This window comes from Streptomyces sp. NPDC046831 (assembly GCF_040645305.1).
Classification (GTDB): Bacteria; Actinomycetota; Actinomycetes; order Streptomycetales; family Streptomycetaceae; genus Streptomyces.
The window spans coordinates 23,061-49,683 of the sequence record NZ_JBEYXZ010000003.1; the positions used below are offsets into that span (position 1 = coordinate 23,061).

The window sequence follows — 26,623 nt, forward strand, 5'->3', positions numbered from 1 at the left end:
TCCGTCCCTGACGCGGAACCGTCCCTACGCCGGCGCTGTCGCGGCGGCAGTGGCGGCGGCCGTCTCCGGCGCGGTCGCTGCTGCCTCGCGGTCGGGCGCGAGCGGGTCGGTCACCGTGCCGGTCTCTTCATCGAACAGCCCCTGCGCCAGCCTGGTCACCGCTGCGGGGACCGGCGGCGCCAGGTCGGCCACGGCGCGGAGACCGGACAGGACGTCGTCGGGTCGTACGGCAGGCGTCACGTGCCGAACAACCAGGCGCAGTATCGCACAGGCCCGGTCGCCCGGCCTATCAGCCGGGTCACTCCGTGTTTCGGCGCTCTCCAGGTGCGCGACGGCCGGGCGGGCGTCGAAGGTACGCATGCCGTTCTTGGTCAGGCGCTGCACCTCGACGGTCCCGGCCCGGTTGAAGGCCTCGACGGCGCGCTGGGCCTCGGCCGGTTCCACGCCGTCCAGCCGCAGCTCCCACACGGAAGCCGTCAGCCGGTCGGCGAGTCCCGGCGTGCGGGCCTCGACCGCGTCGACGACGTCCAGCCCGGCGGGCAGCGACTCGTCGAGGAGGACGCGCAGGCGCTCGGGATCGCGCGGCTCGGTGAGCGCGATCTCCAGGTACTCCGCCTCACTGCCCGTGCCGGTGGGTGCGGCATTGGCGTAGGACACCTTCGGGTGCGGTGTGAACCCCGCCGAGTACGCCATCGGCACCTCGGCACGGCGCAGAGCACGCTCGAAGGCGCGCTGGAAGTCACGGTGGCTGGTGAACCGGAGGCGGCCGCGCTTGGTGTAGCGCAGTCGAATGCGCTGCACCGCGGGTGCGGGCGGCGGGCCTTCGGGCTGTCGCTTGCCCAGTGTCGTTCAGTCCTTCGTGAGAACGGTCCTGCTGCTATCAAGAGTACGTGCCGCGCGGCCCGAAGGTTCCCGGCGGGCCCCGGACGGCCGCGGCCGCGGCCCACCGGACATCGTCCGGCGTTCGTCGGCGCGGGCCCGCCGCGCGGTGGCCGTGCCGAGGCCGGGGCCGGGCGGACGGCCCGCCCCTCGAGCGCGGCCGCGGCGGCGGGCCGCGGGACGACGTCCCGTACCGGATGCCCCGGGGGAGCCGGCGCATGCCGGCACCCCCGCCGCAGGGGCGGCCCCCGCGGATCCGGTCCCGGGACGCCCCCTCCCACCTCGCCGTCCGCCCGTCGGCGCGGGTTCCCCGAGGGGCCCCGGTGAGCGGTTGCAGGCGGTGCCGCGGGGGCGTTTTCTGGAACTGTTCGAACCATCCGGCGGTGAAGCGAGAGCATCCGGGCCGCGGCGCAGTCGAGGCCGCGATTCCTCCTGTGTGTCCCCGGGTCGGGCCCGTTCGGCACCGCCTCATCCAGCGTTCGACGCGGAGGTGACCGAGGTGAAAGCCGTCGTTTACGAGAAGCCGTACACCGTGAGGGTGAGGGACGTCGACGATCCTCGCATCCAGCATCCGAACGACGTGATCGTACGAGTGACGTCGAGCGCGATCTGCGGGTCCGACCTGCACATGTACGAGGGCCGCACGGCAGCGGAGCCCGGCATCGTCTTCGGGCACGAGAACCTCGGCGTCATCGAGGAGACCGGGTCCGGCGTGACCTCCCTGGAGGTGGGGGACCGCGTCGTGATGCCGTTCAACGTCGCCTGCGGCTTCTGCAAGAACTGCGTGGCCGGCAAGACGGGGTTCTGCCTGACCGTCAACCCGGGCTTCGCCGGCGGCGCCTACGGCTACGTGGCGATGGGCCCGTACCCCGGTGGGCAGGCCGAGCGGCTGCGGGTTCCCTACGCCGACTTCAACTGCTTGAAGCTGCCGCCGGGTGACGAGTTCGAGACGGACTTCGTCCTGCTCGCCGACATCTTCCCGACCGGGTACCACGGGTGCGAACTCGCCCAGGTCTCCCCCGGTGAGAGCGTGGCCGTGTTCGGTGCCGGGCCGGTGGGGCTGATGGCCGCCTACTCAGCGCTGCTGCGCGGCGCGGCGCGGGTGTTCGTCGTCGACCGGGTGCCCGAGCGGCTCGCCAAGGCGGAGGAGATCGGGGCCGTCCCGATCGACTTCACCCAGGGCGACCCGGCCGGGCAGATCAAGGAACAGACCGGCGGAGAGGGGACCGACAAGGGCGTCGACGCCGTCGGATACCAGGCCCAGGCGCACCACGACACCAACCGCGAGGAACCCGCCGTGGTCCTCAACACGCTGATCGAGACGGTCCGGGCGACCGGCATGCTCGGCGTGCCGGGCCTGTACGTGCCGGCCGACCCGGGCGCCCCCGACGAGCACGCCAAGCACGGCCAACTGCTGGTCTCCGTCGGCCGCATGTTCGAGAAGGGCCAGCTGGTGGGCACCGGTCAGTGCAACGTCAAGCGGTACAACCGCCAGCTGCGCGACATGATCATCGCCGGGCGGGCCAAGCCCAGCTTCGTGGTCTCCCACGAGCTGCCGCTGGACGAGGCACCGCAGGCGTACGAGAAGTTCGACAAGCGGATCGAGGGCTACACCAAGGTGATCCTGCACCCCGGCCACGCGCCGGCGGCCTGAGGGAAGGCGCGGCCCGGGCACGCCGTCCGTGCCCGGGCCGCGGCACGTCCTGTGCGCGCAGGAGGCAGGGCGTCGGCCACCCCGTCCCCGGCCCGGTCACCCGCGGCCGCCGGGGTCGCCGCGGCGTCCGCCGGACCGCGGCCCGTACCAGTCCAGCACCATGGTCGTGGCGTCGTCGGGCAGGTCGCCGCCGCAGACGTCGTACACCGCCTCGATCAGGGCGCGCACGACCTCCCGCGGGTGCCGGTCGCGGGTGTCGAGCAGCGCCTCCACCAGATCGGCGGCGGCCGCGCCCCGCTCCTGCATCCCGTCGGTCAGCAGCAGCAACCGGTCGCCGGGCCGCAGGTCGAGCCGCTGCACCTCGTGGGCGGCCGGAAGCACCGGTACGCCGAAGGGCAGGTTGACCTTCAGCGGCACCTCCTCCACCCGGGTGCCGCGCAACCGCAGCGGCCAGGGGTGACCGGCGTTCACCAGGGTGCAGGTGCCCGTGTCCAGCCCCACGCGCAGCAGCTGCCCGGTCGCGATGCCCCGGCCGTGGGCCCGGAGCGCCTCGTGTGCCGTCCGCGCCTGGTCGGCGAGCCCGCTGCCGGCGCGGCGGGCGCACCGCAGTGCGTTGACGGTGAGGGTCGCCAGCAGGGCGGAGTTGATGTCGTGCCCCATGGCGTCGGTGATCGACAGGTGCAGGGTGTCGTCGTCGAGCGTGTAGTCGTAGGTGTCGCCGCCCACGTCGTCGGCCGGGGCCAGGCCGCCGGCCACCGTGAACTGGGGGGCCTCGCAGCACGGCGCCGACGGCAGGAGCTGGTGCTGGATCTCGGCGGCCAGGGTCATCCGGGTGGTGCGCTTTCCCCAGTGGTAGAGGTCGGTGAAGCGCCGGTCGGTGACCACGATGTACGCCAGCGCGTGAGCGGCCTGCGCGACCCCGTCCCGGACCGCGTCGTCCACGTACGGCACCGACAGCTCCAGCACGCCGATGCAGTCGCCCCGGTTCGTCACGGGCGCGACCAGCCGGACCCCGCCGTCGCCGTCCGGCTCCTGGTGCAGACGCTGGCTCTGCAGGACCCGGTCGTACACGCTGCCGCGCAGCCCGGTCCGCTCCATGCCGGTGCCCCGCCGCACCTCCCCGGCCCGGGGCAGCCGCACCACCTCCTGTCCGATCACGTCCACGAACAGGAACGACACCGCCCGCGCCCCGAAACGCTTCTCCACGTTGCGGGCCACCACGTCGACCGACTCCACGGGCGCGGCGTTCTCAGCTTCCCGCAACACCTCGTCCAGCCCGAGACCGTCCTCACCCACCACACCCACCTCCCCAGCTTTTTCCCAAATGCCCGCCCTCGCGACCGGCACACGGCGTTCCTCCACGGCGGCAGCGGCGCGAGAGGGTGAGCGCGGACGGCCGTGCGCACCCCCCGTCCGGGTGCGGCGGCCCCTGCCGGTGGGCCGCCGGCCGAGCAGCCCACCGGCAAGAAGAAGCGACCGACCGGCACGACGGGGGCCCATCGGCGTCCGGCGCTGCTCAGCGCTCAGGCCCGCGGCGCACCGGCTCCCTGCCCGCCGGGCCGCTCCGGAGGCGGACGTCCGTCCGCGGACACGACGGCACCACGCACGGCGCCGGGCGGCGCACCTACTCGACCTCGATGCCGTAGTCCCCGACGAGCTCCTCCAGGCCCCCGGTGTAGCCCTTCCCACCCAGCACGAAGTCCCAGTCGCCGTGGGCCCTGCGCCGGAAGGAGCCGAGCACCAGCGCCGTCTCCCGGGCGCGGCCGTCGGAGACCTCGAGCCGCCCCAGCTCGGTCATCGCCGGATCCAGCAGCCGGATACCGGCATCGGTGAACCCGGAGAGGTCCGCTCCCGGATTCGCCTCGGGATCGACGGCCGCCACCAGCACCAGCCGGTCGGCGGCCGCCGGCAGCGCGTCGAAGGAGACGCGCATCGCCGCCCTGTCCGGCGCCTCGGCGGGCACGGCACGCACCGCACCGTCCGGAGTGCTCGGGTTGTTGAAGAAGACGAAGTGCTCCTCGCTCAGCACCCGGTCGCCGCGGCAGACGAGCGCGCAGACGTCCAGCGCCACATCGCCGGACCACGTCATGCCCAGCACGTTGCCGGCGCCCTCCACGTCCGCGGCACCGGAGGGCGCCGGCCGCGCCGGGGCGGCCCGTCCTCCCTCCCCCAGGCGTCCACGGAGCCCGTGCCGGTGCAGCAGGTCGACGAGTTCGCTTCCCGAGACGAGCTCCAGGGGCTTGCCGCGGGCGAAGGTGTGCGAGCCGGGGCCGAAGCCCGACGTGGTGACCAGGACGCCCTTGTTCGCGCCGGCGTCCTGGACGGTCCCGTACAGGTCGCGCACCGCCGCCGGAGGCACCGTGTTGCGGTAGCGCTTCACCTGGACGACGATCTTGCCGCCGCGGATGGGCGCCGGGTCCAGCGCGTCGACGTCCACGCCACCGTCGTTCGAGCGCTGCGTCGTCACGGCCCGCATCCCCATCGCCCGGAACAGGTCCGCCACCAGGGACTCGAAGGCGACCGGATCCATGGCGTACAGGTCCGGCTCCTCGCCGTCGCCCGCCGCGACCCCCTGGCCACCGACGTCCTGGGGCCGGCGGGCCGGGCGTACGGCGGTGAGCTGGTCGGGCCGGGACGCGAGCTGCCCCCGCAGCGCGTCGGTCAGGCAGCTGACCCCCTCCACCTGCTCCGGACGCAGCTCGGTGAACACCGCCCGCGACGCCATGACGGTCGCCAGGACGATGTGCGCCCGCCTGCCCGTCGCCGGATCGCGGGCGTCCACGAAGCCGTTCAGGGCCACCGAGTCCAGGGCGCCGTACTCGTCCGCCGCGAAGAGCTGGTGCAGGACGAGCAGCATGCTCTGTGCCAGCACCTCCCGGTACACAGCCCGGCGCCGGCCCACCGGGCGGGCCGTCTCCCGGAACTGGTCGTCGGCCGCCACGTAGCGCACCGACTTCGCCTCCGGGACGACCCCGTACCCGGGGAGCTCCCAGTCCAGCACGAGCTGGCGCCCCGCGGAGTCGTAGGCCGCCGAGGCCCGCCGGGGGAACCCCTCCGGCCACGCCGCCGACGAGTGCAGAGCAGCGGAGAAGTACTCCACCACGGCCTCGGGCTCGCCCCGCCGGACCCCCTCGGTCACCTCGGCGACCGCGGCGTTGTGCCGGCCCACCTCCGCCCGCTGCGCCGCCGCCCTCTGCTCGTACTCCCGCTGCATCGCCGCCAGTTGCTGCTGCCGCTGCGCCTCGGCTGCCTGCGCGGCATACCAGTCGTGCTCGAAACGGGTCCGCGCCTCGGCCTGGGCCTGTGCCCGCCGGCCCGCCGTCCAGCCGCCCTGCACCTGGTACCGGCTCGGGTCCGGCATGGGGACGGGCCACGCCAGCCGTCCGGGGTCGAACGGCGGGACCTCCTCCCTGCGCATCAGGGAGGACGCCCGGAAGGCCGGCGCCCGGCAGCCCGCGGCCAGCAGGCCCTCCAAGGTCGCGACCTGGGCCTCCAGCTCCTCGGTCCGCCGCCTGGCCTCCGCCTGCCGGTACTCCCGCTGCCCGCGCTGGTGGGCCCGCGCCCGTCGCGCCTCCTCCTCCCGGCGGCGCCTCGCCTCGGCCTCCGTCCGGCGCTGCTGCTCACGCTGCAGCTCGGCCCAGGCACCGACAAAACCAGCAGAGCGACGACTCATGCGCTACAGGCCCTCCCCAGGACGTCGGCACCGCCGACCACGCACCGGTTGCCCCCACAACCAGTAGTAACGGGACGACTGTAACCAGCAACCGCCACCCGGGACATCGACTTGGCGAAGCCTTCGGAACCGGCCGTTCGGCCAGGTCACCGCCTTCCGTGGGCCACGGACGCAGCCGCACGGGCCGCTGTGAGCGCCCGCCCTTGCGGGCAGGGGCTTCAGGGGCCACGCGGTCAGCCCCGGCCTGGACCGGGCCGGACTCGATCGAGGACCTCTCGTCCCGAACCGTCGGCCAGGCCGTTGAGGGCCGGAGAGCCGCCCCCTCGGCCGCGGGCGTGGTCGACGGCCGGTGGTGGGCGCGCGGTTGTCGTGGGCCTCTTCGCATACCCCGGCAGACGGGGGCTGCCGAGTGGGGTGTCTGGCGCAAGATCCGGAAAATCACTACCATGCGCACGATCCGGCCACAGTCGGGTCGGTCAGGTGATCCTCCCTGGAAGGGCGGGAGCACATTCAGCGGCGAGAGTCCCATCACCCCGGGAGGGAATGGTGTCGCAGCCCCCTGAGCTCTCAAGTCACCTCACTGGCTGGTTCCCAACGGCCACCCACTACAGTGCGTGGCCGATCCGGTTGAGCACCGTTGATCCCTCAGGGGAAGTAGTTCACGCCGCGGCAGGGAGATCTAGTGGAAGACGTCGGATCGGTGCGTACTGCCGCATTCCGGGAAGATGAGCCCGATTCCGGCGCCTTCCAGGCCAGCGCGAGCATCGTGCAGGCGGGCTTCTACTGCTGGGAGATCGCCACAGGCGAGGTGAGCTGCGATCCGCTCACGCTCGCGCTGCACAGCATGCCCGAGAACGGCCCGTCGGACCTCTCGAGCTTCCTGGCTTGCGTACACGAGTCCGATCTGGCCGATGTACGCCATGCCTTGGGTGTGATCGCGGAATCCTGTGGCAACTACCAGATCAAGTACCGCGTCACTGCCAAGGACGGCCGGCACCGGTCCCTGGAAGCCCGGGGCCGCGTCCTGCCCGGCGCGGACGGGCTGCCCGCCCGCATGGTCGGAGTGGTCATGGACACCACGGCCGTCCATGAACGCCACGAGGCGGAGAAGCGGCGGTTGTACGAGCGTGCCACCCGTGAGCGCTGGATGCGGGAGCTGACCTCGGCCCTGGCCGCCGCGGTGACGGTCAAGGACATCATGACCGCCGCACAAGCCGGATTGCGCACCTTCGGAGCCGGCGCACTGAGGGTGATCGCCCCGGAAGGGAACCGGTTGACCGTCGTCGCCTCGTGCGCCGACGACGAGCAGAACGAGGACTCTCTTCGAGTCCTCGACGCCACAGCCCGCACACTCGTGGAGGAGTCACTCGACCACAGGGCGCCCGTTCTCATCGGCTCCCCGGACGCGCTGATCGCCGGTCATCCGCACCTGGCGCCGCTCGGGCCGTCGTCCTCGCAGGCGTGGGCGGCACTGCCGGTCACGGACTCGCGCGGCCGCGTCAGTTCCTGCCTCGTCAGCTTTCCCGAGCCGCAGGAATTCCTGCCTGAGGAGCGGGCCCTCCTGGTCGCCGCCATGGGACTGCTCGCCCAGTCACTGGAGCGAGCCGGCATGTACGAGTCGGAACACGCACTCGCCACCGAGCTTCAGCGCGGCATGCTGCCGCGCGGGCCGCTCACGGTGCCGGGTGTGACCATCGCCGCCCGCTACCGGGCCGCGACCTCCGGCATGTGGATCGGGGGCGACTGGTACGACGCCATCAGCCTGCCTTGCGGCGGCGTGGCTCTGGTCATAGGAGACGTTCAGGGCCACAGCGTTCACGCCGCGTCTCTCATGGGGCGGCTGCGTACGGCCGTGCACGCCTACGCGAACGAAGGGCACTCGCCCTCGGCCGTCCTGGAACGCACCAACCGCCTGCTGGCCGAGCTGAACACCGACCAGGACCGGGCCCTGTTCGCCACCTGCTGCTACATAGCACTCAACCCCCGCGACGGAACGCTCCGGGTGTGCCGGGCCGGTCATCCTGCTCCCGTGCTGATCCCGCCCCGCAAGGCGCCCCGCCTCCTGGAGGTCCCCGGCGGCCTCCCTCTCGGAATCGACCGGGAGCAGCGGTACCCCACCACCCGCTTGCGCATCGCTCCGGGCAGCGTGCTCGCGCTGACCACCGACGGCCTGCTCGAGGCCGTGAACAAGGACATCGATCAGGGCACCGAGAGGTTCCTCCGGGGTCTGCGAGGCGCTCCCACGGCGGACCTGGAGACCCTTGTCGACGACCTCCTCGACGGTACGCAGAAAGCGCACGGCCTGGGCGACGACGTCGCCCTGCTCCTGGCTCGCCTGAATCGGCCCGGCCACCGCGACTGACCCGGTCGAGACCCGCCTGCTGCCAACAGATCCAAACGGCCTGCCGCTTGTGTCAGCCGCCGACGGCTTTCGCCCGTCCGCGACGCTGCCCCGCGCAGGTCGGTGAGCGCTGACCGCGACAAGGCCTCTGTCGAACGCCGCCGGCGGGAAGGGTACCTTACGCCGGTGGCTGGGACTGCCTGGTCATGCGCATCGGCCAGGTCGCTGGATGTCGCGAATGGCAGAGAATCACCGAGAAGCGAGCTGACGCATGGACACATTCCGGATTCCGGACCTCTACGTCCCCGTACCGGCAGCACTCAATCCGGGACTGGAGGAGGCCACGGCGGCCGCTGAGGCGTGGCTGGACGAGTTCGGTCTGGTGCCCACCGAGGAGGCGCGTCGGCACGTGCACCGCACCCGCGTGGACCGGCTCACCGCGTGGCTGTGCCCGAACGCCACGGCGGATGCACTGGCGCTGATCACCCAGTGGAACGCATGGCTGTTCCAGTTGGACGACCAGTTCGACGACGACCCGGTGCGCGGTTACCAGCCCGAGCGGTGGCGGGAGGCGTTCGGGCCACTGTTCGCCGTTTTCGACGGAACCGTCGCCCCCGGGCGACTGGCGCGCTCCCTGGCCGATCTGTGGCGCCGTACGACGGCTGTCCGTTCCTCCGCGTGGCAGCGCCGGTTCGTCCCCCACCTGCTGTGGTATTTCGACAGCTACCGGGCCGACATGATTCATCGGGAGGAAGGGCGCGTACCCGGCCTGCAGCAGTATCTCGCCCACCGCCGCGCCTCGTTCGCGTTCGACGCCGTTCTGGACCTGATGGAAATCGGAACCGGTGTCGACCTGCCCGACCAGCTGCATGCGAACCCGGCCTTCGCGGACATGCGGGAGGCGGTGATCTATGCGAACGCCTGCATCAACGACCTCTACTCACTCCCCAAGGAACTGGCGCACGACTATGCGTTCAACGCCGTCACGGTGATCTGCCACCATCACCGGTGCAGCCTCCAGGAGGCGGTGGAGCGAGTAGCGGTGATGCAGGCCGGATACATCCAGCGCATCCTCGATCTCGAACAGGTCCTGCCCGAACGGCTGACGCGTTCCGGCCTCGTCGACGAGGTCGTCGACGAGGCGCTGCGCTGTGTCAGGGACTTCCACGCTCTCACCGCCGGGAACGTCGCCTGGTCGAAGGAGACCGGCCGGTATGCCGAGATAGAAGCCGAACCGACCTACCTGGCGGACCTGTTCATGCCGTGACCGGCGCCGGTCACCCTGCGGCCGCTCCACAGGGCGCGCCGCGGACGCCGCGTCGAGACGTCGGCCGGGTGAAGAATTCCCCGTGCACACCTCTTGACCAGTAATACCTACCGGTCAGTACGCTCACGCCACCCTCGATGACACCGGTGTCCTCTTTTCCCCCGTGCGGCCCCGGCGAGCCGGCCCCTCGGCATGCCGTCGCACGTCTGCAGGCGCAACTCCCGCGACCCGGGAAACGCCCCCGCGCCGTCCCCCTGTCAGAACGCGCCGTCGAGCGCTGTCCCGAACCCCACCGGGAGTCCGTCATGAACAAATCCCTCGCCGGGGCGGCCGTCGCCGCGGCCGCCGGCGCCCTGCTCGCCGTACAGGCCGCCCTTCCCGCCCAGGCGTCAAGCAACTCCACCTTCAACTCGACCAGCAACCCCGTCCTGTTCGTCCACGGCTACACCGGCGACGCCAGCAACTGGAGCACCATGGCGGACCGCTTCAGAACCGACGGCTGGCCGTCCACCTACCTCGACCAGTGGTCCTACGACTGGCGCCAGTCCAATGCGACGACCGCCCAGCAGCTGTCCGCCGAGGTCGACCGTCTCCTCACGGCCACCGGCGCCACCAAGGTCGACATCGTCAGCCACTCCATGGGAGGGCTCTCCTCGCGCTTCTACCTCAAGAACCTCGGCGGGACCTCCAAGGTCGACGCCTGGGTGTCACTGGGCGGCCCCAACCACGGCACCGACAGCGCCAACGGCTGCTTCGACACTTCCTGCACCGAGATGCGTATCGGCTCCAGCTTCCTCGCCGCCCTCAACTCCGGCGACGAGACATCAGGCTCACCGCGTTACGCCACCTGGTGGTCGCCCTGCGACACGGTGATCAACCCGGACAGCTCCGTATCCCTGACCGGCGCCGCCAACACCAAGACCGCCTGCCTCAGCCACACGGGCCTGCTCACCGACGCGACGGCCTACGCCCAGACCCGGGACATGATCAACAACTGACCGCTCCCACCAGCCGGCAGGGGTCGCTCACTGCGGCCCCTGCCACCGTCCCCAGCCCGGCCCCAACGTGTTGGGCCCGGCCACCCGCTGCGCGTGCCGACCGCCCTTTCGGCCAGCACGCTCCGGCAGCGGCGCCTGGTTGACCACCGCGAAGATCGTGGCGCCGCAGTCACCCGATCGAGTACCTCGCCACCCGCCGGGGCCGCCTCAGGGGGTGTGACCACCCGAAGCCGGCGCGGGCGCTGCGTTCTTGACCGTCAGGGGCAGCAGCTTCTTGCCGGTCGGGCCGATCTGGATGGCCGTGTCCATCTGAGGGCAGACACCGCAGTCGAAGCACGGCGTCCAGCGGCAGTCCTCGACCTCCGTCTCGTCAAGGGCGTCCTGCCAGTCCTCCCAGAGCCAGTCCTTGTCGAGGCCGGAGTCGAGGTGGTCCCAGGGCAGGACCTCCTCGTAGCCGCGCTCGCGGGTGGTGTACCAGTCGACGTCCACCCCGTAGGGGGCCAGCGCCTTGGCCGCGCAGGCCATCCAGCGGTCGTAGGAGAAGTGCTCGCGCCAGCCGTCGAAGCGGCCGCCGTCGTCGTAGACCGCGCGGATGACGGCGCCGATGCGGCGGTCGCCCCGGGAGAGCAGGCCCTCGACGATGCCCGGCTTGCCGTCGTGGTAGCGGAAGCCGATCGAGCGGCCGTACTTCTTGTCGCCGCGGATCTTGTCCCGCAGCTTCTCCAGGCGGGCGTCCGTCTCCTGTGCCGAGAGCTGCGGCGCCCACTGGAACGGGGTGTGCGGCTTGGGGACGAAGCCGCCGATCGAGACCGTGCAGCGGATGTCGTTCGAGCCGGAGACCTCGCGGCCCTTCTGGATGACGTGCATGGCCATGTCGGCGATCTGCAGGACGTCGTCGTCGGTCTCCGTGGGCAGGCCGCACATGAAGTACAGCTTCACCTGGCGCCAGCCGTTGCCGTAGGCCGTCGCGACGGTCCTGATCAGGTCCTCTTCCGAGACCATCTTGTTGATGACCTTGCGGATGCGCTCGGAGCCGCCCTCGGGGGCGAAGGTGAGGCCGGAGCGGCGGCCGTTGCGCGTCAGCTCGTTCGCCAGGTCGATGTTGAAGGCGTCCACGCGGGTCGACGGGAGCGAGAGGCCGATCTTGTCTTCCTCGTAGCGGTCGGCCAGGCCCTTGGCGATGTCGCCGATCTCCGAGTGGTCCGCCGAGGAGAGGGAGAGCAGGCCGACCTCCTCGAAGCCGGTCGCCCTCAGGCCCTTGTCGACCATCTCGCCGATGCCGGTGATGGACCGCTCGCGGACCGGGCGGGTGATCATGCCGGCCTGGCAGAAGCGGCAGCCGCGCGTGCAGCCGCGGAAGATCTCCACCGACATGCGCTCGTGCACCGTCTCGGCCAGCGGGACCAGCGGCTGCTTGGGGTAGGGCCACTCGTCGAGGTCCATCACGGTGTGCTTGGACACGCGCCACGGGACGCCCGACCTGTTGGGGACGACACGCCCGATGCGGCCGTCGGGGAGGTACTCCACGTCGTAGAACGCCGGGACATACACCCCGCCGGTCCTCGCCAGGCGGAACAGCAGTTCCTCGCGGCCGCCGGGGCGGCCCTCGGCCTTCCAGGCGCGGACGATCTCCGTGACCTCCAGCACGGCCTGCTCACCGTCGCCGATGATCGCGCAGTCGATGAAGTCGGCGATCGGCTCCGGGTTGAAGGCCGCGTGGCCGCCGGCCATCACGATCGGGTCGTCGACGGTGCGGTCCCGCGACTCCAGCGGGATGCCCGCCAGGTCGAGCGCCGCGAGCATGTTGGTGTAGCCGAGCTCCGTGGAGAAGCTGAGGCCGAACACGTCGAAGGCGCGGACCGGGCGGTGGCTGTCCACCGTGAACTGCGGGACGCGGTGCTCCCGCATGAGCGCCTCGAGGTCCGGCCACACGCTGTAGGTGCGCTCGGCGAGCACGCCCTCCCGCTCGTTGAGGACCTCGTAGAGGATCATGACGCCCTGGTTGGGCAGGCCGACCTCGTAGGCGTCCGGGTACATCAGCGCCCAGCGGACGTCGCAGGAGTCCCACTCCTTGACCGTGGAGTTGAGCTCTCCGCCGACGTACTGGATCGGCTTCTGCACATGCGGGAGCAGTGCTTCGAGCTGCGGAAACACAGACTCAACAGTCTCGACGGCTTCGGCAGGCATCTCGCGGACCTTCGTGAGCTGACAGGGGGTGACCATCAAGCCTAACCCGGTCCGGGGGCTGCCCCGCACGCCCGGACGGCCGCCCGCGGCCGGGCCGTGCCCGGAGCCGGGCGAGTTCCGTCCCGCCCGGCGGCCTCGCACTCGCCCCGTACGGCCGGAGCGGGTCCGTGCCGTCCGGCCGTGGCCTCGCCCCGTACGGCCGGAGCAAGCTCGTCCCGCCCGGCCGGAGCAGGCTCATGCGGTCCGCCCGACGCCCGCTCTCGGCCGGTGTGCGCCGCCGGGTGCCCCTCCCGGCCGTGGGGCACCCCCTGACCTCCCGGCCTCACGCCGACATGGGCCGCTGCACCCGGATGGACTGCAGCAGCCCCACCGCCACCCAGACCGCGAACATCGACGAGCCGCCGTAGGACACGAAGGGCAGCGGCAGACCGGTGACCGGCATGATGCCGAGGGTCATGCCGATGTTCTCGAACGACTGGAAGGCGAACCAGGCGACGATCCCGGCGGCGACGATCGTGCCGTACAGCTCGGTCGTCTCGCGGGCGATGCGGCAGGCGCGCCAGAGGATGACGCCGAGCAGGACGATGATCAACCCGGCGCCGACGAAGCCCAGCTCCTCGCCCGCGACCGTGAAGACGAAGTCGGTCTGCTGTTCGGGCACGAACTGGCCCGTGGTCTGCGAGCCGTGGAACAGCCCGGCGCCCGTCAGGCCGCCGGAGCCGATGGCGATGCGCGCCTGGTTGGTGTTGTAGCCGACGCCGGCCGGGTCGAGGTCGGGGTTGGCGAAGGCGGCGAAGCGGTTGATCTGGTAGTCGTCGAGGATGTGCAGCTGCCACACGGCGACCGCGCCGATCGCGCCGGCGGAGAGCAGGCCGAAGACCCAGCGGTTGGAGGCGCCGGAGGCGAGCAGCACGCCCAGGATGATGATCACCATGACCATGACCGAGCCGAGGTCGGGCATGAGCAGGACGATCATGATCGGTACGGCGGCCAGTCCGAGGGACTGAAGGACCGTGCGGTGGTCGGGGTACTTCTTGTCGCCGGCGTCGACCCGCGCCGCGAGCAGCATGGCCATGCCCAGGATGATCGTGATCTTCACGAACTCGGAGGGCTGGAGCGAGAAGCCGCCGCCGAACACGATCCACGAGTGGGCGCCGTTGACCGTGGAGCCGAGCGGTGTCAGCACCAGCAGGATGCCGAGGACCGACAGGCCGTAGAGGACCGGCACGGCGTTGCGCAGGGCGCGGTGGCCGAGCCAGACCGTGCCGATCATGAGGGCCAGCCCGATGCCGGTGTTCATCCAGTGCCGGATGAGGAAGAAGTACGGGTCGCCCTGGTTGATCTCGGTGCGGTTGCGGGTGGCCGAGAAGACCAGGGCGGAGCCGATCGCCGAGAGCGCGAGCGCGGCGAGCAGTATCGGCCAGTCGAGCCTGCGGGCCATTCCGTCGCGGGCGAAGACCTGGGTCCAGCGGGCGCGCTCGGGCCCGTATCCGGAGACGGAGAAGGTGTTGGCACCGGTCATGACAGCTTCCTCCGGCTTCCCCGCCTGCGCGGCCGTCGGCGGGTGTCGCGGTTGGTGGCCTCCGGGGAGGCGGCCGTCGCCGCGGGCTGCCCGTCGTCCGGGGCGTCGTCGCCCTTCTCGGTGGCCTTCAGGTCCTGGGCCGGGTCCTTGGAGATCTTCGGCGCGGCGATCGAGCCGTCGGGCTGGACCTTCGGCAGGGTCTTCTGCGGGGTGGGCAGCAGGGCCTTCTTCGAGTCGATCGAGCCGTCGGCCTGGACGCCGTACAGGGCGCTGTAGATGTTGCGCACGGCCTCACCGGAGGCGCCGGAGCCCGTACCGGCCTGGGCGATCGTCATGACGACCGCGTAGTCCTTGGTGTAGGTGGCGAGCCAGGACGTGGTCTGCTTGCCGTAGACCTCGGCGGTACCGGTCTTGGCGTGCAGGGCGACCTTGTCCTGCGGCCAGCCGGAGAACTTCCAGGCGGCCGTACCGCGGGTGGCGACGCCGGCGAGGGCGGCGTCCATCATGTTGCGGGTGGCCTTGGTGATCGGCAGCTTGCCGTGGGACCTGGGCTTGATCTCGGTGACATGCTTGCCGTCGGCGCTGACGATCGCCTTGCCGATGGTCGGCGTGTAGAGGGTGCCGCCGTTGGAGATGCCGGCGTAGATGTCGGCCATCTGGACCGGGGTCACGAGGGTGTCGCCCTGGCCGATGGAGTAGTTGATCTCGTCACCGGCGCGCATCTTGTTGCCCTCGAGGCAGTTCTCGTAGGCGATCTTCTCGACGTAACTGCCGTCCTTCTTGCCGCTCTTGCACCAGGCGTCCTTGTTGGCCTGCCAGTAGCTCTGCTTCCACTGGCGGTCGGGGACGCGGCCGGTGACCTCGTTGGGCAGGTCGATGCCCGTCTCGGCGCCCAGGCCGAACTGGTGGGCGGCCCTGAAGAAGTGGTCCTTGGGCTTCTTCTTGGGGTTGATGCCGCCGTCCTTCTTCCACTCGTTGTGGGCGAGGCCGTAGAACACGGTGTCGCAGGAGACCTCCAGCGCCCGGCCGAGCGAGATGGGACCGAAGCTCTCGCCCTCGAAGTTCTTGAAGACCTGGCCGCCGACGGAGTACGAACTCGTGCACGGGTAGCGCCCGTTGAAGTCGTACCCGGCCTCCACCGCGGCCGCCGTCGAGACCACCTTGAACGTCGAGCCCGGTGCGGACTGGCCCTGGATGGCGCGGTTGAGCAGCGGATAGTCGGAGTTCTTGCCGGTGAGCTTCTTGTAGTCCTTGGCGGAGATGCCGCCGACCCAGACGTTCGGGTCGTACGTCGGGGCGGACGCCATGGCGACGACCCGGCCCGTCTTGGCCTCCATCACGACGACGGCGCCGGAGTCGGCCTTGTAGTTGGTGCCGGTGATCTTGTCGAACTGCTGGCGGGCGACCTTCATCGCCCGGTCCAGCTCGTACTCGGCGACCCGCTGGACGCGGGCGTCGATGCTGGTGACCAGGTGGGAGCCGGCCTGGGCGGGGTCGGACTCGGCCTTGCCGATGACGCGGCCGAGGTTGTCGACCTCGTAGCGGGTGACGCCGGCCTTGCCGCGCAGCTCCTTGTCGTACTGGCGCTCGAGGCCCGAGCGGCCGACCATGTCGGAGCGCAGGAAGGGCGAGTCGGTGTCCTTGGCCTTCTGGATCTCCTCGTCGGTGACCGGGGAGAGGTAGCCGAGGACCTGGCCGGTGTTGGCCTTGCCGGGGCTCGGGTAGCGGCGCACGGCCTCGGGCTCGGCGGTGATGCCGGGGAAGTCCTCGGCGCGTTCGCGGATCTGCAGGGCCTGCTTCGCGGTGGCCTCGTCGGTGATGGGGATCGGCTGGTACGGCGAGCCGTTCCAGCAGGGCTGCGGGGTCTCGGCGTCGCACAGCCGGACCTTCTGCAGGACCTCGTCCGGGTCCATGCCGAGGACGCCGGCGAGCTTGGTGAGGACCGCCTTGCCGTCGTCGTGCTGCTTCAGCAGGTCGGTGCGGGAGGCGGAGACCACGAGGCGGGCCTCGTTGTCGGCGAGCGGGACCCCGCGCGCGTCCAGGATCGAGCCGCGCACGGCGGGCTGCACGACCTGCTGGACGTGGTTGCCGGAGGCCTCCTTCTGGTACTCGGCCCCGTTGCGGATCTGCAGGTACCACAGCCGGCCGCCGAGGGTGCCCAGCAGGGACAGGACGAGGATCTGGATGACGACGAGCCGGGTCTGGACCCGCGGGGTCCGTCCGGTCTCCGGGATGTTGGTCATGGGCGGGGCCCGTTCTCCGCGAGGGCGGTGGCGGGAGACGGGTGGGCGTGGGTCACGGCCTCCCCCTTCTCAGCGTGTGGACGAGTCGTGTGGGTACGCGCGGGCCGCGCGGGAGTTGTGTGCGGCCCGCCCGTGGGGCCCGCCGGCGGCCGACTCCGCTGTCCTCACAGTCGCTTGACCCCCTTGATGCGGCCGGCGCGGGCCGTGCGCGCCCGGGCGGCCCTCACCTTCAGGCCGCCGAGCCCGCCGCGCTGGCCGCCGATGCGCAGGCCGGTGCCGGAGGTGTGCCACTTGGACGAGATGTCGGCCGCCTTCGTCGCGGAGCCGGTCTCGGCGAGCGGGTCGTTCTCCGACTTCCGGGCCAGGGCCATGATCGCGGGGACGACGAACGGCGCGAGCAGCAGGTCGTAGAGCACGGCCGTGAACAGCAGGCCGACGAGGCCGACGTGGCGGGCGGCGGTGTCGCCGACGAGGGCGCCGACGCCGGCGTAGAGCAGCGTGGAGCCGATCGCCGCGGCGACGACGACGGCCATGGGGCCCAGGGCCGACTTGACCTGGCCGTTGTCGGGCTTGACGAGGCCGGCGAGGTAGCCGATGACGCACAGCACCAGGGCGTAGCGGCCGGCGGCGTGGTCGGCGGGCGGCGCGAGGTCGGCGAGCAGGCCCGCGCCGAAGCCGACGAGGGCTCCGCCGACGTGGCCGTAGACCATGGCCAGGGCGAGCACCGTGAGCAGCAGCAGGTCGGGGACCGCGCCCGGCAGGTGCAGCCGGGACAGGACGCTGACCTGGACCACCAGGGCGACGGTGACCAGTGCGGTGGACAGCAGGATCCGGTTGACACGCATGGGACTTCGAGCTCCTACTGCTGCTGGTCGTCGGTGGCCGGACCGCCGGTCGGCTGACCGTCGTCCGCCTGCTCGTCGGTGGCCTGGCCGTCCGTCAGGCGGCCGTCGGACGGGTCCTCTTCGGTGGTCGCGCCGGGGGTGACCGTCACGGTCACGGTCGGCGTCGGGGTCGGCTTCGGCTTCTTCGGCAGGACGGCGTCCCGCGGGTCCTTCTTGGGGGCCTGGACGACGACGCCGACGACGTCGAGCTTGGTGAAGCCGACGTACGGCGTGACGTAGACGGTCCGGGTCAGGTCGCCGCCGGCGGGGTCGACGCGCGAGACGACACCGACCGGCACGCCCGGCACGAACGGCTTGTCGGCCTGCGAGCCGAAGGTGACCAGCCGGTCGCCCTTCTTCACCTGCGCCTTGCCGTTGAGCAGTTGCACGCGCAGCGGGCGGTCGCCCTGGCCGGTGGCGAAGCCGAGTTCGCCGGTGCCCTCCATGCGGGTGCCGACGGTGAAGTCGGGGTCGTTGGCGAGCAGCACGGTGGAGGAGTCGGGGCCGACGGTGGTGACGCGGCCGACCAGTCCGTCGCCGTTGAGGACGGTCATGTCCCGCCGGATGCCGTCGTGCGCGCCGACGTCGATGGTGATGGTCCAGGAGAAGCCCTGCGCCGACCCTATGGCGATGACCTGGGCGCCCTTGATGCCGTACTGGCCCTCGCCGGCCACCTTCAGCATCCTGTCGAGCTGCTGGAGCCGGCTGCGGTTGCGTTCGTCGCTGCCGAGTCGCGCCTTCAGGGCCGCGTTCTCCTTCTCCAGCGCGGCGAGCCGGTCGTGCCGGTCGCCGGAGGCGCGGATGGCGCTGACCGCGTTGCCGACCGGGTCGACCGCGGCCGACACCCCGTTCTCGATCGGGCCGAAGACGGTGGCGGCGGCCTGCCGGGCGCCGTCCACCGGGGAGTTCTGCCCTCCGCGGATGTCCACCGTGATCAGTGCGAACGCGATGGCGATCAGCAGCACCAGGAGCAGCCGGCTCTCTCGTGTGTCCCTCACGTGCGGCGGCCGTGCCTTCCTCGTCGGAAATCGTCTGGGGCGCGTCGCGGGCCCGGATACCCGCGTGCTTGAGGTCGTGCGGTGTTCGGGTGGTGCGGGGTGGTGCGGTGTTCGGGTGGTGCGGTGTCCGGCCGTGCGGTGTCCCGGCGGTGCGCCGCCGCTCCGGGTGTGCGGCGGTGCGGGGTGCCGGGGCCTCGCACGGCCCATGGGGCAGCCTATGCGTCGATGTCAGATGTCAACGATCCGCCGTACGAGGTCAGATCGTCTCGTACGGCGGAATCGAGGACGGCGGGTCATCTGCGCGGCTGGGCGTCCAGGACCTGCTGGAGCGCCTCGAACTCCTCGACGCACTTGCCCGAGCCGAGCGCCACGCTGTCCAGCGGGTCCTCGGCGATGTGGATCGGCATGCCGGTCTCGCGGCGCAGCCGCTCGTCCAGGCCACGCAGCAGCGCGCCGCCGCCGGTCAGGACGATGCCCCGGTCCATGATGTCGCCGGACAGCTCCGGCGGGCACTTGTCGAGGGTCGTCTTGACCGCGTCCACGATCGCGTTGACCGGCTCCTCGATCGCCTTGCGGACCTCGGCGGCCGAGATGACGACGGTCTTCGGCAGTCCGGAGACGAGGTCCCGGCCGCGGATTTCGGTGTGCTCGTCGGTGTCGAGTTCGTACGCCGAACCGATCGTGATCTTGATCTGCTCGGCCGTCCGCTCACCCAGCAGGAGCGAGTACTCCTTCTTGACGTGCTGGATGATCGCGTTGTCCAGCTCGTCGCCGGCGACCCGGATGGACTGCGCGGTGACGATGCCGCCGAGCGAGATGACCGCGACCTCCGTGGTGCCGCCGCCGATGTCCACCACCATGTTGCCCGTGGCCTCGTGGACCGGCAGGCCGGAGCCGATGGCGGCCGCCATGGGCTCCTCGATGATGTGCACCTGGCGGGCGCCGGCCTGGGACGACGCCTCGATGACGGCGCGGCGCTCGACGCCGGTGATGCCGGAGGGCACGCAGACGACGACGCGCGGACGAGCCAGATAGCGCCGCTTGTGGATCTTCAGGATGAAGTAGCGGAGCATCCGCTCGGTGATCTCGAAGTCGGCGATGACGCCGTCCTTGAGCGGACGGACGGCGACGATGTTGCCGGGCGTGCGCCCGATCATCTTCTTGGCTTCGGCGCCGACGGCGAGGATGCCACCGGTGTTCGTGTTGATCGCGACGACGGACGGTTCGTTGAGTACGATCCCGCGACCCCTGACGTACACCAGCGTGTTGGCGGTCCCGAGGTCGACAGCCATGTCACGGCCGATGAACGACATTGAGTTCCCCATCAGGATTCGTCTGGCCTCCCCACAAGCTTTTGAGGGCTTTTCAGGTCGGCGAGGTGGGTGCTGTGACGTGAAGGCTTCCATCGTAGACGCGCCTGCACGAACACTGCGCGAGGGTCTCCGCCATTGTCGGCATGTGGCGTACCGCCTCGCTTGTGGAGACGGTCCATCGGGGGCATCCGTTCCCCCGATCGGCACGCGCATGCCGGCGGGCGGCCGGACGGACTCGGCCGCCCCAGGTCAGGCGCCCCGGCGGGCTGACAGGGCGTCAGTACGGGCGGTCGCCGGCGGTGGGCCGGCGGCGCCGGCGGCTCAGGCCCGGCCGGGGAAGAAGATCTTCAGCTCGCGCTCGGCGGACTCCTCCGAGTCGGAGGCGTGGATGAGGTTCTCCCGGACGACGACGCCGTAGTCGCCGCGGATGGATCCGGGGGCCGCGGCGATCGGGTCGGTGGGACCGGCCAGGGCGCGCACGCCCTCGATCACCCGCTCGCCCTCGACGACCAGGGCCACGACCGGCCCGGAGGACATGAACTCCACCAGCGGCTCGTAGAAGGGCTTGCCCTTGTGCTCGCCGTAGTGCTGCTCCAGGGTCTCCCGGTCCAGGGTGCGCAGTTCCAGCGCGGTGATCTGCCAGCCGGCCTTGCGCTCGATACGGCTGATGATCTCGCCGGTCAGCCCGCGCCGGACGGCGTCGGGCTTGAGCAGGACGAGGGTGCGCTGGGTCACGGGAGGGCTCCTTTTTCCTCACGGGCGTGCGGTGGCACGAGGTTACAGGGCACTTCCCCGCCGCTGTTACGCAGCGTCAGCCTCACCGGAGCCGGCCTGGGCGGCGAAGCGGGCCCTGGCCTCCTCGATCTTCCTGCCGTAGTGGACCGAGGCCCACCACAGCGCTCCGAAGACCGCGCCGAGGAAGAACATCGTGGGCACCACGAAACCGGACACGACGAGCGCGATCTGCAGGGCCCAGCCGAGGGCCACGCCGGCGCGGCGGGTCACCATACCGCACAGCAGCACGCACAGCAGCATGGCGATGCCGCTGACCGTCCACACCGTGGCCGTGGACAGGGCGGGGTCCTTCATCGCGACCAGCGCGGCGAAACCGATGACGAAGAACTCGCCGATCAGCGTCGAGGAACAGAGGGTACGCACGGCGGAGTCAGCCCTTCCCGAGGAGCAGTCGGGCCTCGCCGACGGTGATGACGGAGCCGGTGACGAGGACTCCCCCGCCCGCGAACTCCCCCTCCTCCTCGGCGAGCGTGATGGCGGCCTCCAGCGCGTCGGGCAGCCGCGGCTCGACCTGGACGCGCTCGTCGCCGAAGACCTCGACGGCGACCGCGGCCAGCTCGTCGGCGTCCATCGAGCGGTGGCTGGAGTTCTGGGTGACGACGACCTCGGCGAAGATCGGCTCGAAGGCCTCCAGCAGACCGCGCACGTCCTTGTCGCCGCTCGCGCCGACGACGCCGATCAGACGGCTGAAGTCGAACGCCTCGCCGATCGCCTCGGCCGCGGCCCGCGCGCCCGCCGGGTTGTGCGCGGCGTCCAGCACGACGGTGGGCGAGCGGCGCACGACCTCCAGCCGGCCCGGCGAGGCGACGGAGGCGAACGCCTTGCGGACGGTGTCGATGTCCAGCGGCTCGGCGCGCTGGGCGCCGACCCCGAAGAAGGCCTCGACGGCGGCGAGCGCGACGGCGGCGTTGTGCGCCTGGTGGGCGCCGTGCAGCGGAAGGTAGACCTCGGTGTACTCGCCGCCGAGGCCGCGCAGGGTCAGCAGCTGCCCGCCGACGGCGACCTGCCGCGACACGACGCCGAACTCCAGCCCCTCCCGGGCCACGGTGGCGTCGACCTCCACGGCCCTCTTCAGCAGGACCTGCGCGGCGTCCACCGGCTGCTGGGCCATGATCACGGTGGCGCCCTGCTTGACGATGCCGGCCTTCTCCCCCGCGATCTCGCCGGGCGTGGAGCCCAGGCGGTCGGTGTGGTCCAGGTCGATGGGGGTCACGACGGCCACGTCGGCGTCGATGACGTTGGTGGCGTCCCAGCTGCCGCCCATGCCGACCTCGACCACCGCCGCGTCCACGGGGGCGTCGGCGAAGGCGGCGTAGGCCATGCCGGTGAGCACCTCGAAGAAGGACAGCCGGTACTCCTGCGCGGCGTCGACCATCTCCACGTACGCCTTGATGTCCCGGTACGTCTCGACGAAGCGCTCGGCGGAGATCGGGGCGCCGTCCAGGCTGATCCGCTCGGTGATCGACTGGACGTGCGGCGAGGTGTAGCGGCCGGTGCGCAGTTCGAAGGCGCCGAGCAGCGCCTCGATCATGCGGGCGGTGGAGGTCTTGCCGTTGGTGCCGGTGATGTGGACGGCCGGGTACGCGCGCTGCGGCTCGCCGAGGACGTCCATCAGCGCCGAGATGCGGCTGACGGACGGCTCCAGCTTGGTCTCGCCCCAGCGGCCGGCCAGCTCGCCCTCGACCTCGCGCAGGGCCTGGTCGACCTCGGGGTCCTCCGGCCGCGCCGGCGCCTCGCCCTGCGGCGGGCCGCCCTGCGTGCGCAGGGTGCGGCTGCCGGCCTCGATGACCGCCAGATCGGGGTCGCGGTCGGTCTCGGCCCCGATGATCTCGTCGAAGGAGCCGAGGGGGTCGGGCTGCTGGTCGTCGTGCCGGGGGAGGTCGCTCACGACAGCCAGTCTACGTACCCGGGACGGGGTCATCCGTACCCGCCCGGCCGGCACGGTCACCCGGGCGGCCGCACCGCCGCCCCGCGCCGGCGGGTCCCGGCGCCGGCCTGCCGGGCGCCGTGGCGGGCGTTTTCGCCGGCGGCATGGCGCAGGCCCCGGAGCCAGAACGGCTCCGGGGCCTGCGCCGCCGTCGCGTAAGCGGTCAGGCGGTGTCGCTCACGCCTGCGGCAGGCGGCCGAGCTGGGCCGTGATGCGGGTGATGTCCTCCTCCGCCTTGGCGAGGCGGGTGCGGATCTTGTCCACCACCTGGTCCGGCGCCTTGGCCAGGAAGGCCTCGTTGCCGAGCTTCGCCGTGGCCTGCGCCTTCTCCTTCTCCGCCGCCGCCAGGTCCTTCGCGAGCCGCTTGCGCTCCGCCGCCACGTCGATCGCGCCGGACAGGTCGAGCGCCACCTCGACGCCCGCGACCGGCAGGGTCGCCGTCGCCGTGAAGGCGTCGCCCTCCGGCTGCAGCCGCAGCAGCTGGCGGATGGCCGCCTCGTGCGGCGCCAGCGCCGTGTCCGCGAGGGCCAGCCGGGCCGGCACCCGCTGGCCGGGCTGCAGGCCCTGGTCGGCGCGGAAGCGGCGGACCTCCGTGACGAGCGACTGGAGCGTCTCGATCTCCCGCTCGGCGTCGGCGTCCCGGAAGCCGCCCGGGGCGTCGGCCCCGGGGACGGAGACGGCCGTCGGCCACTCGGCGACGACGAGCGACTCGCCGCCCGTGAGGGTGGTCCACAGCGTCTCCGTGACGAAGGGGACCACCGGGTGCAGCAGCTTCAGGGTGACGTCGAGGACCTCGCCCAGGACCCGCTTGCTGACCTCGGCCGCCTCGCCGCCCGCCTGGAACGTCGTCTTGGACAGCTCGACGTACCAGTCGAACACCTCGTCCCACGCGAAGTGGAACAGGGCGTCGGACAGCTTGGCGAACTGGAAGTCGTCGTAGTACGCGTCGACTTCGGCGACGACCGCGTTCAGCCGGGACAGGATCCAGCGGTCCGTCGCCGACATCCTCGCGGCGTCCGGCAGCGGCCCCTCGACCGTCGCGCCGTTCATCAGCGCGAAGCGGGTCGCGTTCCAGATCTTGTTGGCGAAGTTGCGCGAGCCCTGGACCCAGTCCTCGCCGATCGGGACGTCGACGCCGGGGTTGGCGCCGCGCGCCAGGGTGAACCGCAGCGCGTCCGAGCCGTACTTGTCCATCCAGTCCAGCGGGTTGACCGCGTTGCCGAAGGACTTCGACATCTTCTTGCCGAACTGGTCGCGGACCATGCCGTGCAGGGCGATGGTGTGGAACGGCGGGGTGCCGTCCATCGCGTACAGGCCGAACATCATCATCCGGGCGACCCAGAAGAAGAGGATGTCGTAGCCGGTGACCAGGACGGAGTTCGGGTAGAACTTCGCGAGGCTCTCGGTCTGCTCGGGCCACCCCAACGTGGAGAACGGCCACAGGCCGGAGGAGAACCAGGTGTCGAGGACGTCGGAGTCCTGGCGCCAGCCCTCGCCGGCCGGGGGCTCCTCGTCCGGGCCGACGCACACGACCTCGCCACCCGGCCCGTACCAGACGGGGATCCGGTGGCCCCACCACAACTGCCGCGAGATGCACCAGTCGTGGAGGTTGTCGACCCAGTCGAAGTACCGCTTCTCCATCTCCTGCGGGTGGATCCTGACCTGGCCCTCGCGGACCGCGTCACCGGCGGCCTTGGCGAGCGGGCCGACCCTGACCCACCACTGCATGGACAGGCGCGGTTCGATGGTGGTCTTGCAGCGCGAGCAGTGGCCGACGGAGTGGGTGTACGGCCGCTTCTCGGCGACGATCCGGCCCTCGGCGCGCAGCGCGGCGACGATCGCGGAGCGGGCCTCGAACCGGTCGAGCCCCTGGAAGGGGCCGTGCGCGGTGATCACGGCGTGCTCGTCCAGGACGGTGATGGACGGCAGGTCGTGGCGCTGGCCGATCTCGAAGTCGTTCGGGTCGTGCGCCGGGGTGACCTTGACGGCGCCGGTGCCGAACTCCGGATCGACGTGCTCGTCCGCGACGACCGGGATGGAACGGTCGGTCAGCGGCAGCCGGATCAGCTTGCCGACCAGGTGCTTGTACCGCTCGTCCTCCGGGTGGACGGCCACGGCCGTGTCACCGAGCATCGTCTCGGCGCGGGTGGTGGCGACGACGACGGTGTCGTCCCCGTCGCCGTACTTCATGGAGACGAGCTCGCCGTCGTCGTCCTGGTACTCCACCTCGATGTCCGAGATGGCGGTCAGGCACCGGGGGCACCAGTTGATGATGCGTTCGGCGCGATAGATCAGTTCGTCGTCGTAGAGCCGCTTGAAGATGGTCTGGACGGCCCTGGAGAGGCCCTCGTCCATGGTGAAGCGCTCGCGCGACCAGGCGACGCCGTCGCCGAGGCGGCGCATCTGGCCGCTGATCTGGCCGCCGGACTCCGACTTCCACCGCCAGACGCGCTCGACGAACGCCTCACGGCCGAGGTCGTGCCGGGACTTGCCCTCCTTGGCCAGCTCCCGCTCGACGACGTTCTGCGTGGCGATGCCGGCGTGGTCCATGCCGGGCTGCCACAGCGTCTCGTACCCCTGCATGCGCTTCCGGCGCGTGAGGGCGTCGATGAGGGTGTGCTCGAAGGCGTGCCCCAGGTGGAGCGAGCCGGTGACGTTCGGCGGGGGGATGACGACCGTGTAGGGCGGCTTGTCGCTCTTCTCGTCCGCCTCGAAGTAACCGCGCTCCACCCAGCGCTCGTACAGCGGCCCCTCTACGTCGGCCGGCGCGTACTGGGTCGGCAGTTCGGTGGGGGGCGCTGGTGGCTGCTGCTGAGCGTTCTCGGTCACGGGCTCAGTTTAGAGGTGTCACGGCCCCGTCCCGAAACGCGTTTGTTGTGTAACGGTGCGCACCCCGACGGCCTCCGCACCCGGTACCTGGGCCAGGATGTCAGGTACGCATAAGCATCTGGAGGGGAATCCAGGAATGAGTCACAACCAGCCGGGCCCGTACGGCGGGCAGCCCCAGCAGCCGGGACCGCACGGCCAGCCGGGGCAGCCCGGTCCGTACGGTCAGCCGCCGCAGGCTCCCCAGCCCGGCTACGGCTACCCCCAGCAGGCCCCGCCCGCCCCGCCGCAGCCCGGCTACGGCTACCCGCAGCAGCCGCAGGGCGTCCCGCCCCAGCCGAACCCGTACGGCCAGCAGCCGCCCTACGGCCAGCAGCCCTACGGCGTGCCGCAGCCGCCGGCCCCGGGCGGCGGGGGCAAGAAGACGGGCCTGATCATCGGCGCCGTGGCGGTCGTGGCGGCGATCGCCGTCGGCGCGTACTTCGTGATCGGCGGTGGCGGCGGCTCGGACGTGGCGGACGACGGCCCGCACAAGCTGACGACGCCGGCGACGGTCCTCGACGGCCAGTACAAGAAGGCGAACGACGTCGACAGCGGCGGCTTCGACGAGAACGACGTCAAGGACGCCGAGAAGCACGGCGTGAAGAACGCCAAGGACGTGCACGCCGGATACCAGGCCGGCGACAAGGACAACCCGCTGGCCATGAAGATGGTCAACTTCATGGGCGTGTACGGCGAGATCGACGACCCCGAGGCCGTGGTCGACGCGATGTTCGCCGAGACGAACAAGAACGCGGCCAAGGACGACGAGGGCGAGATGGTCGGCAGCCCGAAGAAGTTCGAGCCGGCCGGTCTCGACGGCGCGGTCCTCAAGTGCCAGGAGATGATGGTCAAGGACAGCTCGCCCGGCAGCGGCTCCTCCACGGGCCCGAGCGAGATCCACATGCCCGTGTGCATCTGGGGCGACCACAGCACGCTCGGCGTCATCCTGAACGTGGACCTGGCCGACGCGATGTCCGGCAAGAGCCCCGACCTGAAGGCCGCGGCCGACCTGACCGCCAAGTTCCGCAAGGACGTCCGCGTCAAGGCCTGACGCGGGTCCGCAGGGACACGGAA

The 26,623-nt window shown here is 71.4% G+C and carries 18 protein-coding genes; 5 read left to right on the forward strand and 13 right to left on the reverse strand.

The genetic code is table 11. The features are described 5' to 3' along the window. Positions 1–24: 24 nt before the first annotated feature. Positions 25–801 (reverse strand): TIGR03936 family radical SAM-associated protein, encoded by a 777-nt coding sequence (locus ABZ920_RS03640; protein WP_361498404.1) that lies wholly within the window; start codon positions 799–801, stop codon positions 25–27. 577 nt (positions 802–1,378) lie between these two features. Here ABZ920_RS03640 and ABZ920_RS03645 point away from each other — a divergent pair. After that, entirely contained in the window at positions 1,379–2,533 is a 1,155-nt protein-coding gene (locus ABZ920_RS03645; protein WP_361498406.1) for a glutathione-independent formaldehyde dehydrogenase, read from the forward strand. Between the two features lie 96 nt (positions 2,534–2,629). Here the strand turns inward: ABZ920_RS03645 and ABZ920_RS03650 are convergent, their stop codons facing one another. Further along, positions 2,630–3,832: a PP2C family protein-serine/threonine phosphatase gene (locus tag ABZ920_RS03650; RefSeq protein WP_361498408.1), complete on the reverse strand. Its 1,203-nt coding sequence runs from the start codon at positions 3,830–3,832 to the stop codon at positions 2,630–2,632. Positions 3,833–4,157: 325 nt separating this feature from the next. Continuing rightward, positions 4,158–6,206, reverse strand: coding sequence for a restriction endonuclease (locus tag ABZ920_RS03655; protein ID WP_361498409.1), 2,049 nt, complete (start codon positions 6,204–6,206; stop codon positions 4,158–4,160). Positions 6,207–6,906: 700 nt separating this feature from the next. Between ABZ920_RS03655 and ABZ920_RS03660 the strand changes: the two genes are divergently transcribed. The 3 genes from ABZ920_RS03660 to ABZ920_RS03670 all read left to right on the forward strand — a co-directional run bounded on the left by ABZ920_RS03660 (position 6,907) and on the right by ABZ920_RS03670 (position 10,812). Further along, entirely contained in the window at positions 6,907–8,568 is a 1,662-nt protein-coding gene (locus tag ABZ920_RS03660; RefSeq protein ID WP_361498411.1) for a SpoIIE family protein phosphatase, read from the forward strand. A gap of 250 nt (positions 8,569–8,818) precedes the next feature. Continuing rightward, positions 8,819–9,814 (forward strand): hypothetical protein, encoded by a 996-nt coding sequence (locus tag ABZ920_RS03665; protein ID WP_361498413.1) that lies wholly within the window; start codon positions 8,819–8,821, stop codon positions 9,812–9,814. Positions 9,815–10,119: 305 nt separating this feature from the next. Continuing rightward, on the forward strand, positions 10,120–10,812 hold the full coding sequence (locus ABZ920_RS03670; protein ID WP_361498415.1) for a triacylglycerol lipase: 693 nt from the start codon (positions 10,120–10,122) through the stop codon (positions 10,810–10,812). Between the two features lie 207 nt (positions 10,813–11,019). On the opposite strand, the gene ABZ920_RS03675 is transcribed toward ABZ920_RS03670, so the two are convergent. From ABZ920_RS03675 to ABZ920_RS03720, 10 genes are all read right to left on the reverse strand, one after another. Continuing rightward, positions 11,020–12,999, reverse strand: coding sequence for a TIGR03960 family B12-binding radical SAM protein (locus ABZ920_RS03675; protein WP_361498417.1), 1,980 nt, complete (start codon positions 12,997–12,999; stop codon positions 11,020–11,022). 322 nt (positions 13,000–13,321) lie between these two features. Then, on the reverse strand, positions 13,322–14,521 hold the full coding sequence (gene rodA / locus ABZ920_RS03680) for a rod shape-determining protein RodA (protein ID WP_361498418.1): 1,200 nt from the start codon (positions 14,519–14,521) through the stop codon (positions 13,322–13,324). Continuing rightward, positions 14,518–16,764 (reverse strand): penicillin-binding protein 2, encoded by a 2,247-nt coding sequence (gene mrdA / locus ABZ920_RS03685; RefSeq protein ID WP_361498420.1) that lies wholly within the window; start codon positions 16,762–16,764, stop codon positions 14,518–14,520. Before mrdA ends, rodA begins: the two co-directional genes overlap by 4 nt. Before the next feature lie 164 nt (positions 16,765–16,928). After that, entirely contained in the window at positions 16,929–17,609 is a 681-nt protein-coding gene (gene mreD, locus ABZ920_RS03690; protein ID WP_361498422.1) for a rod shape-determining protein MreD, read from the reverse strand. Positions 17,610–17,623: 14 nt separating this feature from the next. After that, complete coding sequence (gene mreC / locus ABZ920_RS03695; RefSeq protein WP_361498424.1) at positions 17,624–18,646, reverse strand: rod shape-determining protein MreC; 1,023 nt, start codon at positions 18,644–18,646, stop codon at positions 17,624–17,626. Between the two features lie 293 nt (positions 18,647–18,939). Beyond that, entirely contained in the window at positions 18,940–19,959 is a 1,020-nt protein-coding gene (locus ABZ920_RS03700) for a rod shape-determining protein (RefSeq protein WP_361498878.1), read from the reverse strand. Between the two features lie 321 nt (positions 19,960–20,280). Next, positions 20,281–20,694, reverse strand: coding sequence for a nucleoside-diphosphate kinase (gene ndk, locus ABZ920_RS03705; RefSeq protein WP_361498426.1), 414 nt, complete (start codon positions 20,692–20,694; stop codon positions 20,281–20,283). Between the two features lie 66 nt (positions 20,695–20,760). Next, positions 20,761–21,117 carry a DUF4233 domain-containing protein gene (locus ABZ920_RS03710; protein WP_361498428.1) on the reverse strand — a complete coding sequence of 119 codons (357 nt, stop codon included), beginning with the start codon at positions 21,115–21,117 and terminating at the stop codon, positions 20,761–20,763. Between the two features lie 7 nt (positions 21,118–21,124). Further along, positions 21,125–22,642, reverse strand: a complete 1,518-nt coding sequence (locus ABZ920_RS03715; protein WP_361498430.1) for a folylpolyglutamate synthase/dihydrofolate synthase family protein — start codon at positions 22,640–22,642, stop codon at positions 21,125–21,127. A gap of 216 nt (positions 22,643–22,858) precedes the next feature. Continuing rightward, the gene (locus ABZ920_RS03720) at positions 22,859–25,510 is read right to left on the reverse strand and encodes a valine--tRNA ligase (protein WP_361498432.1); all 2,652 of its coding nucleotides are present in this window, start codon (positions 25,508–25,510) and stop codon (positions 22,859–22,861) included. A gap of 136 nt (positions 25,511–25,646) precedes the next feature. Between ABZ920_RS03720 and ABZ920_RS03725 the strand changes: the two genes are divergently transcribed. Beyond that, complete coding sequence (locus tag ABZ920_RS03725; RefSeq protein ID WP_361498434.1) at positions 25,647–26,600, forward strand: hypothetical protein; 954 nt, start codon at positions 25,647–25,649, stop codon at positions 26,598–26,600. The last annotated feature ends 23 nt before the right edge of the window (positions 26,601–26,623 follow it).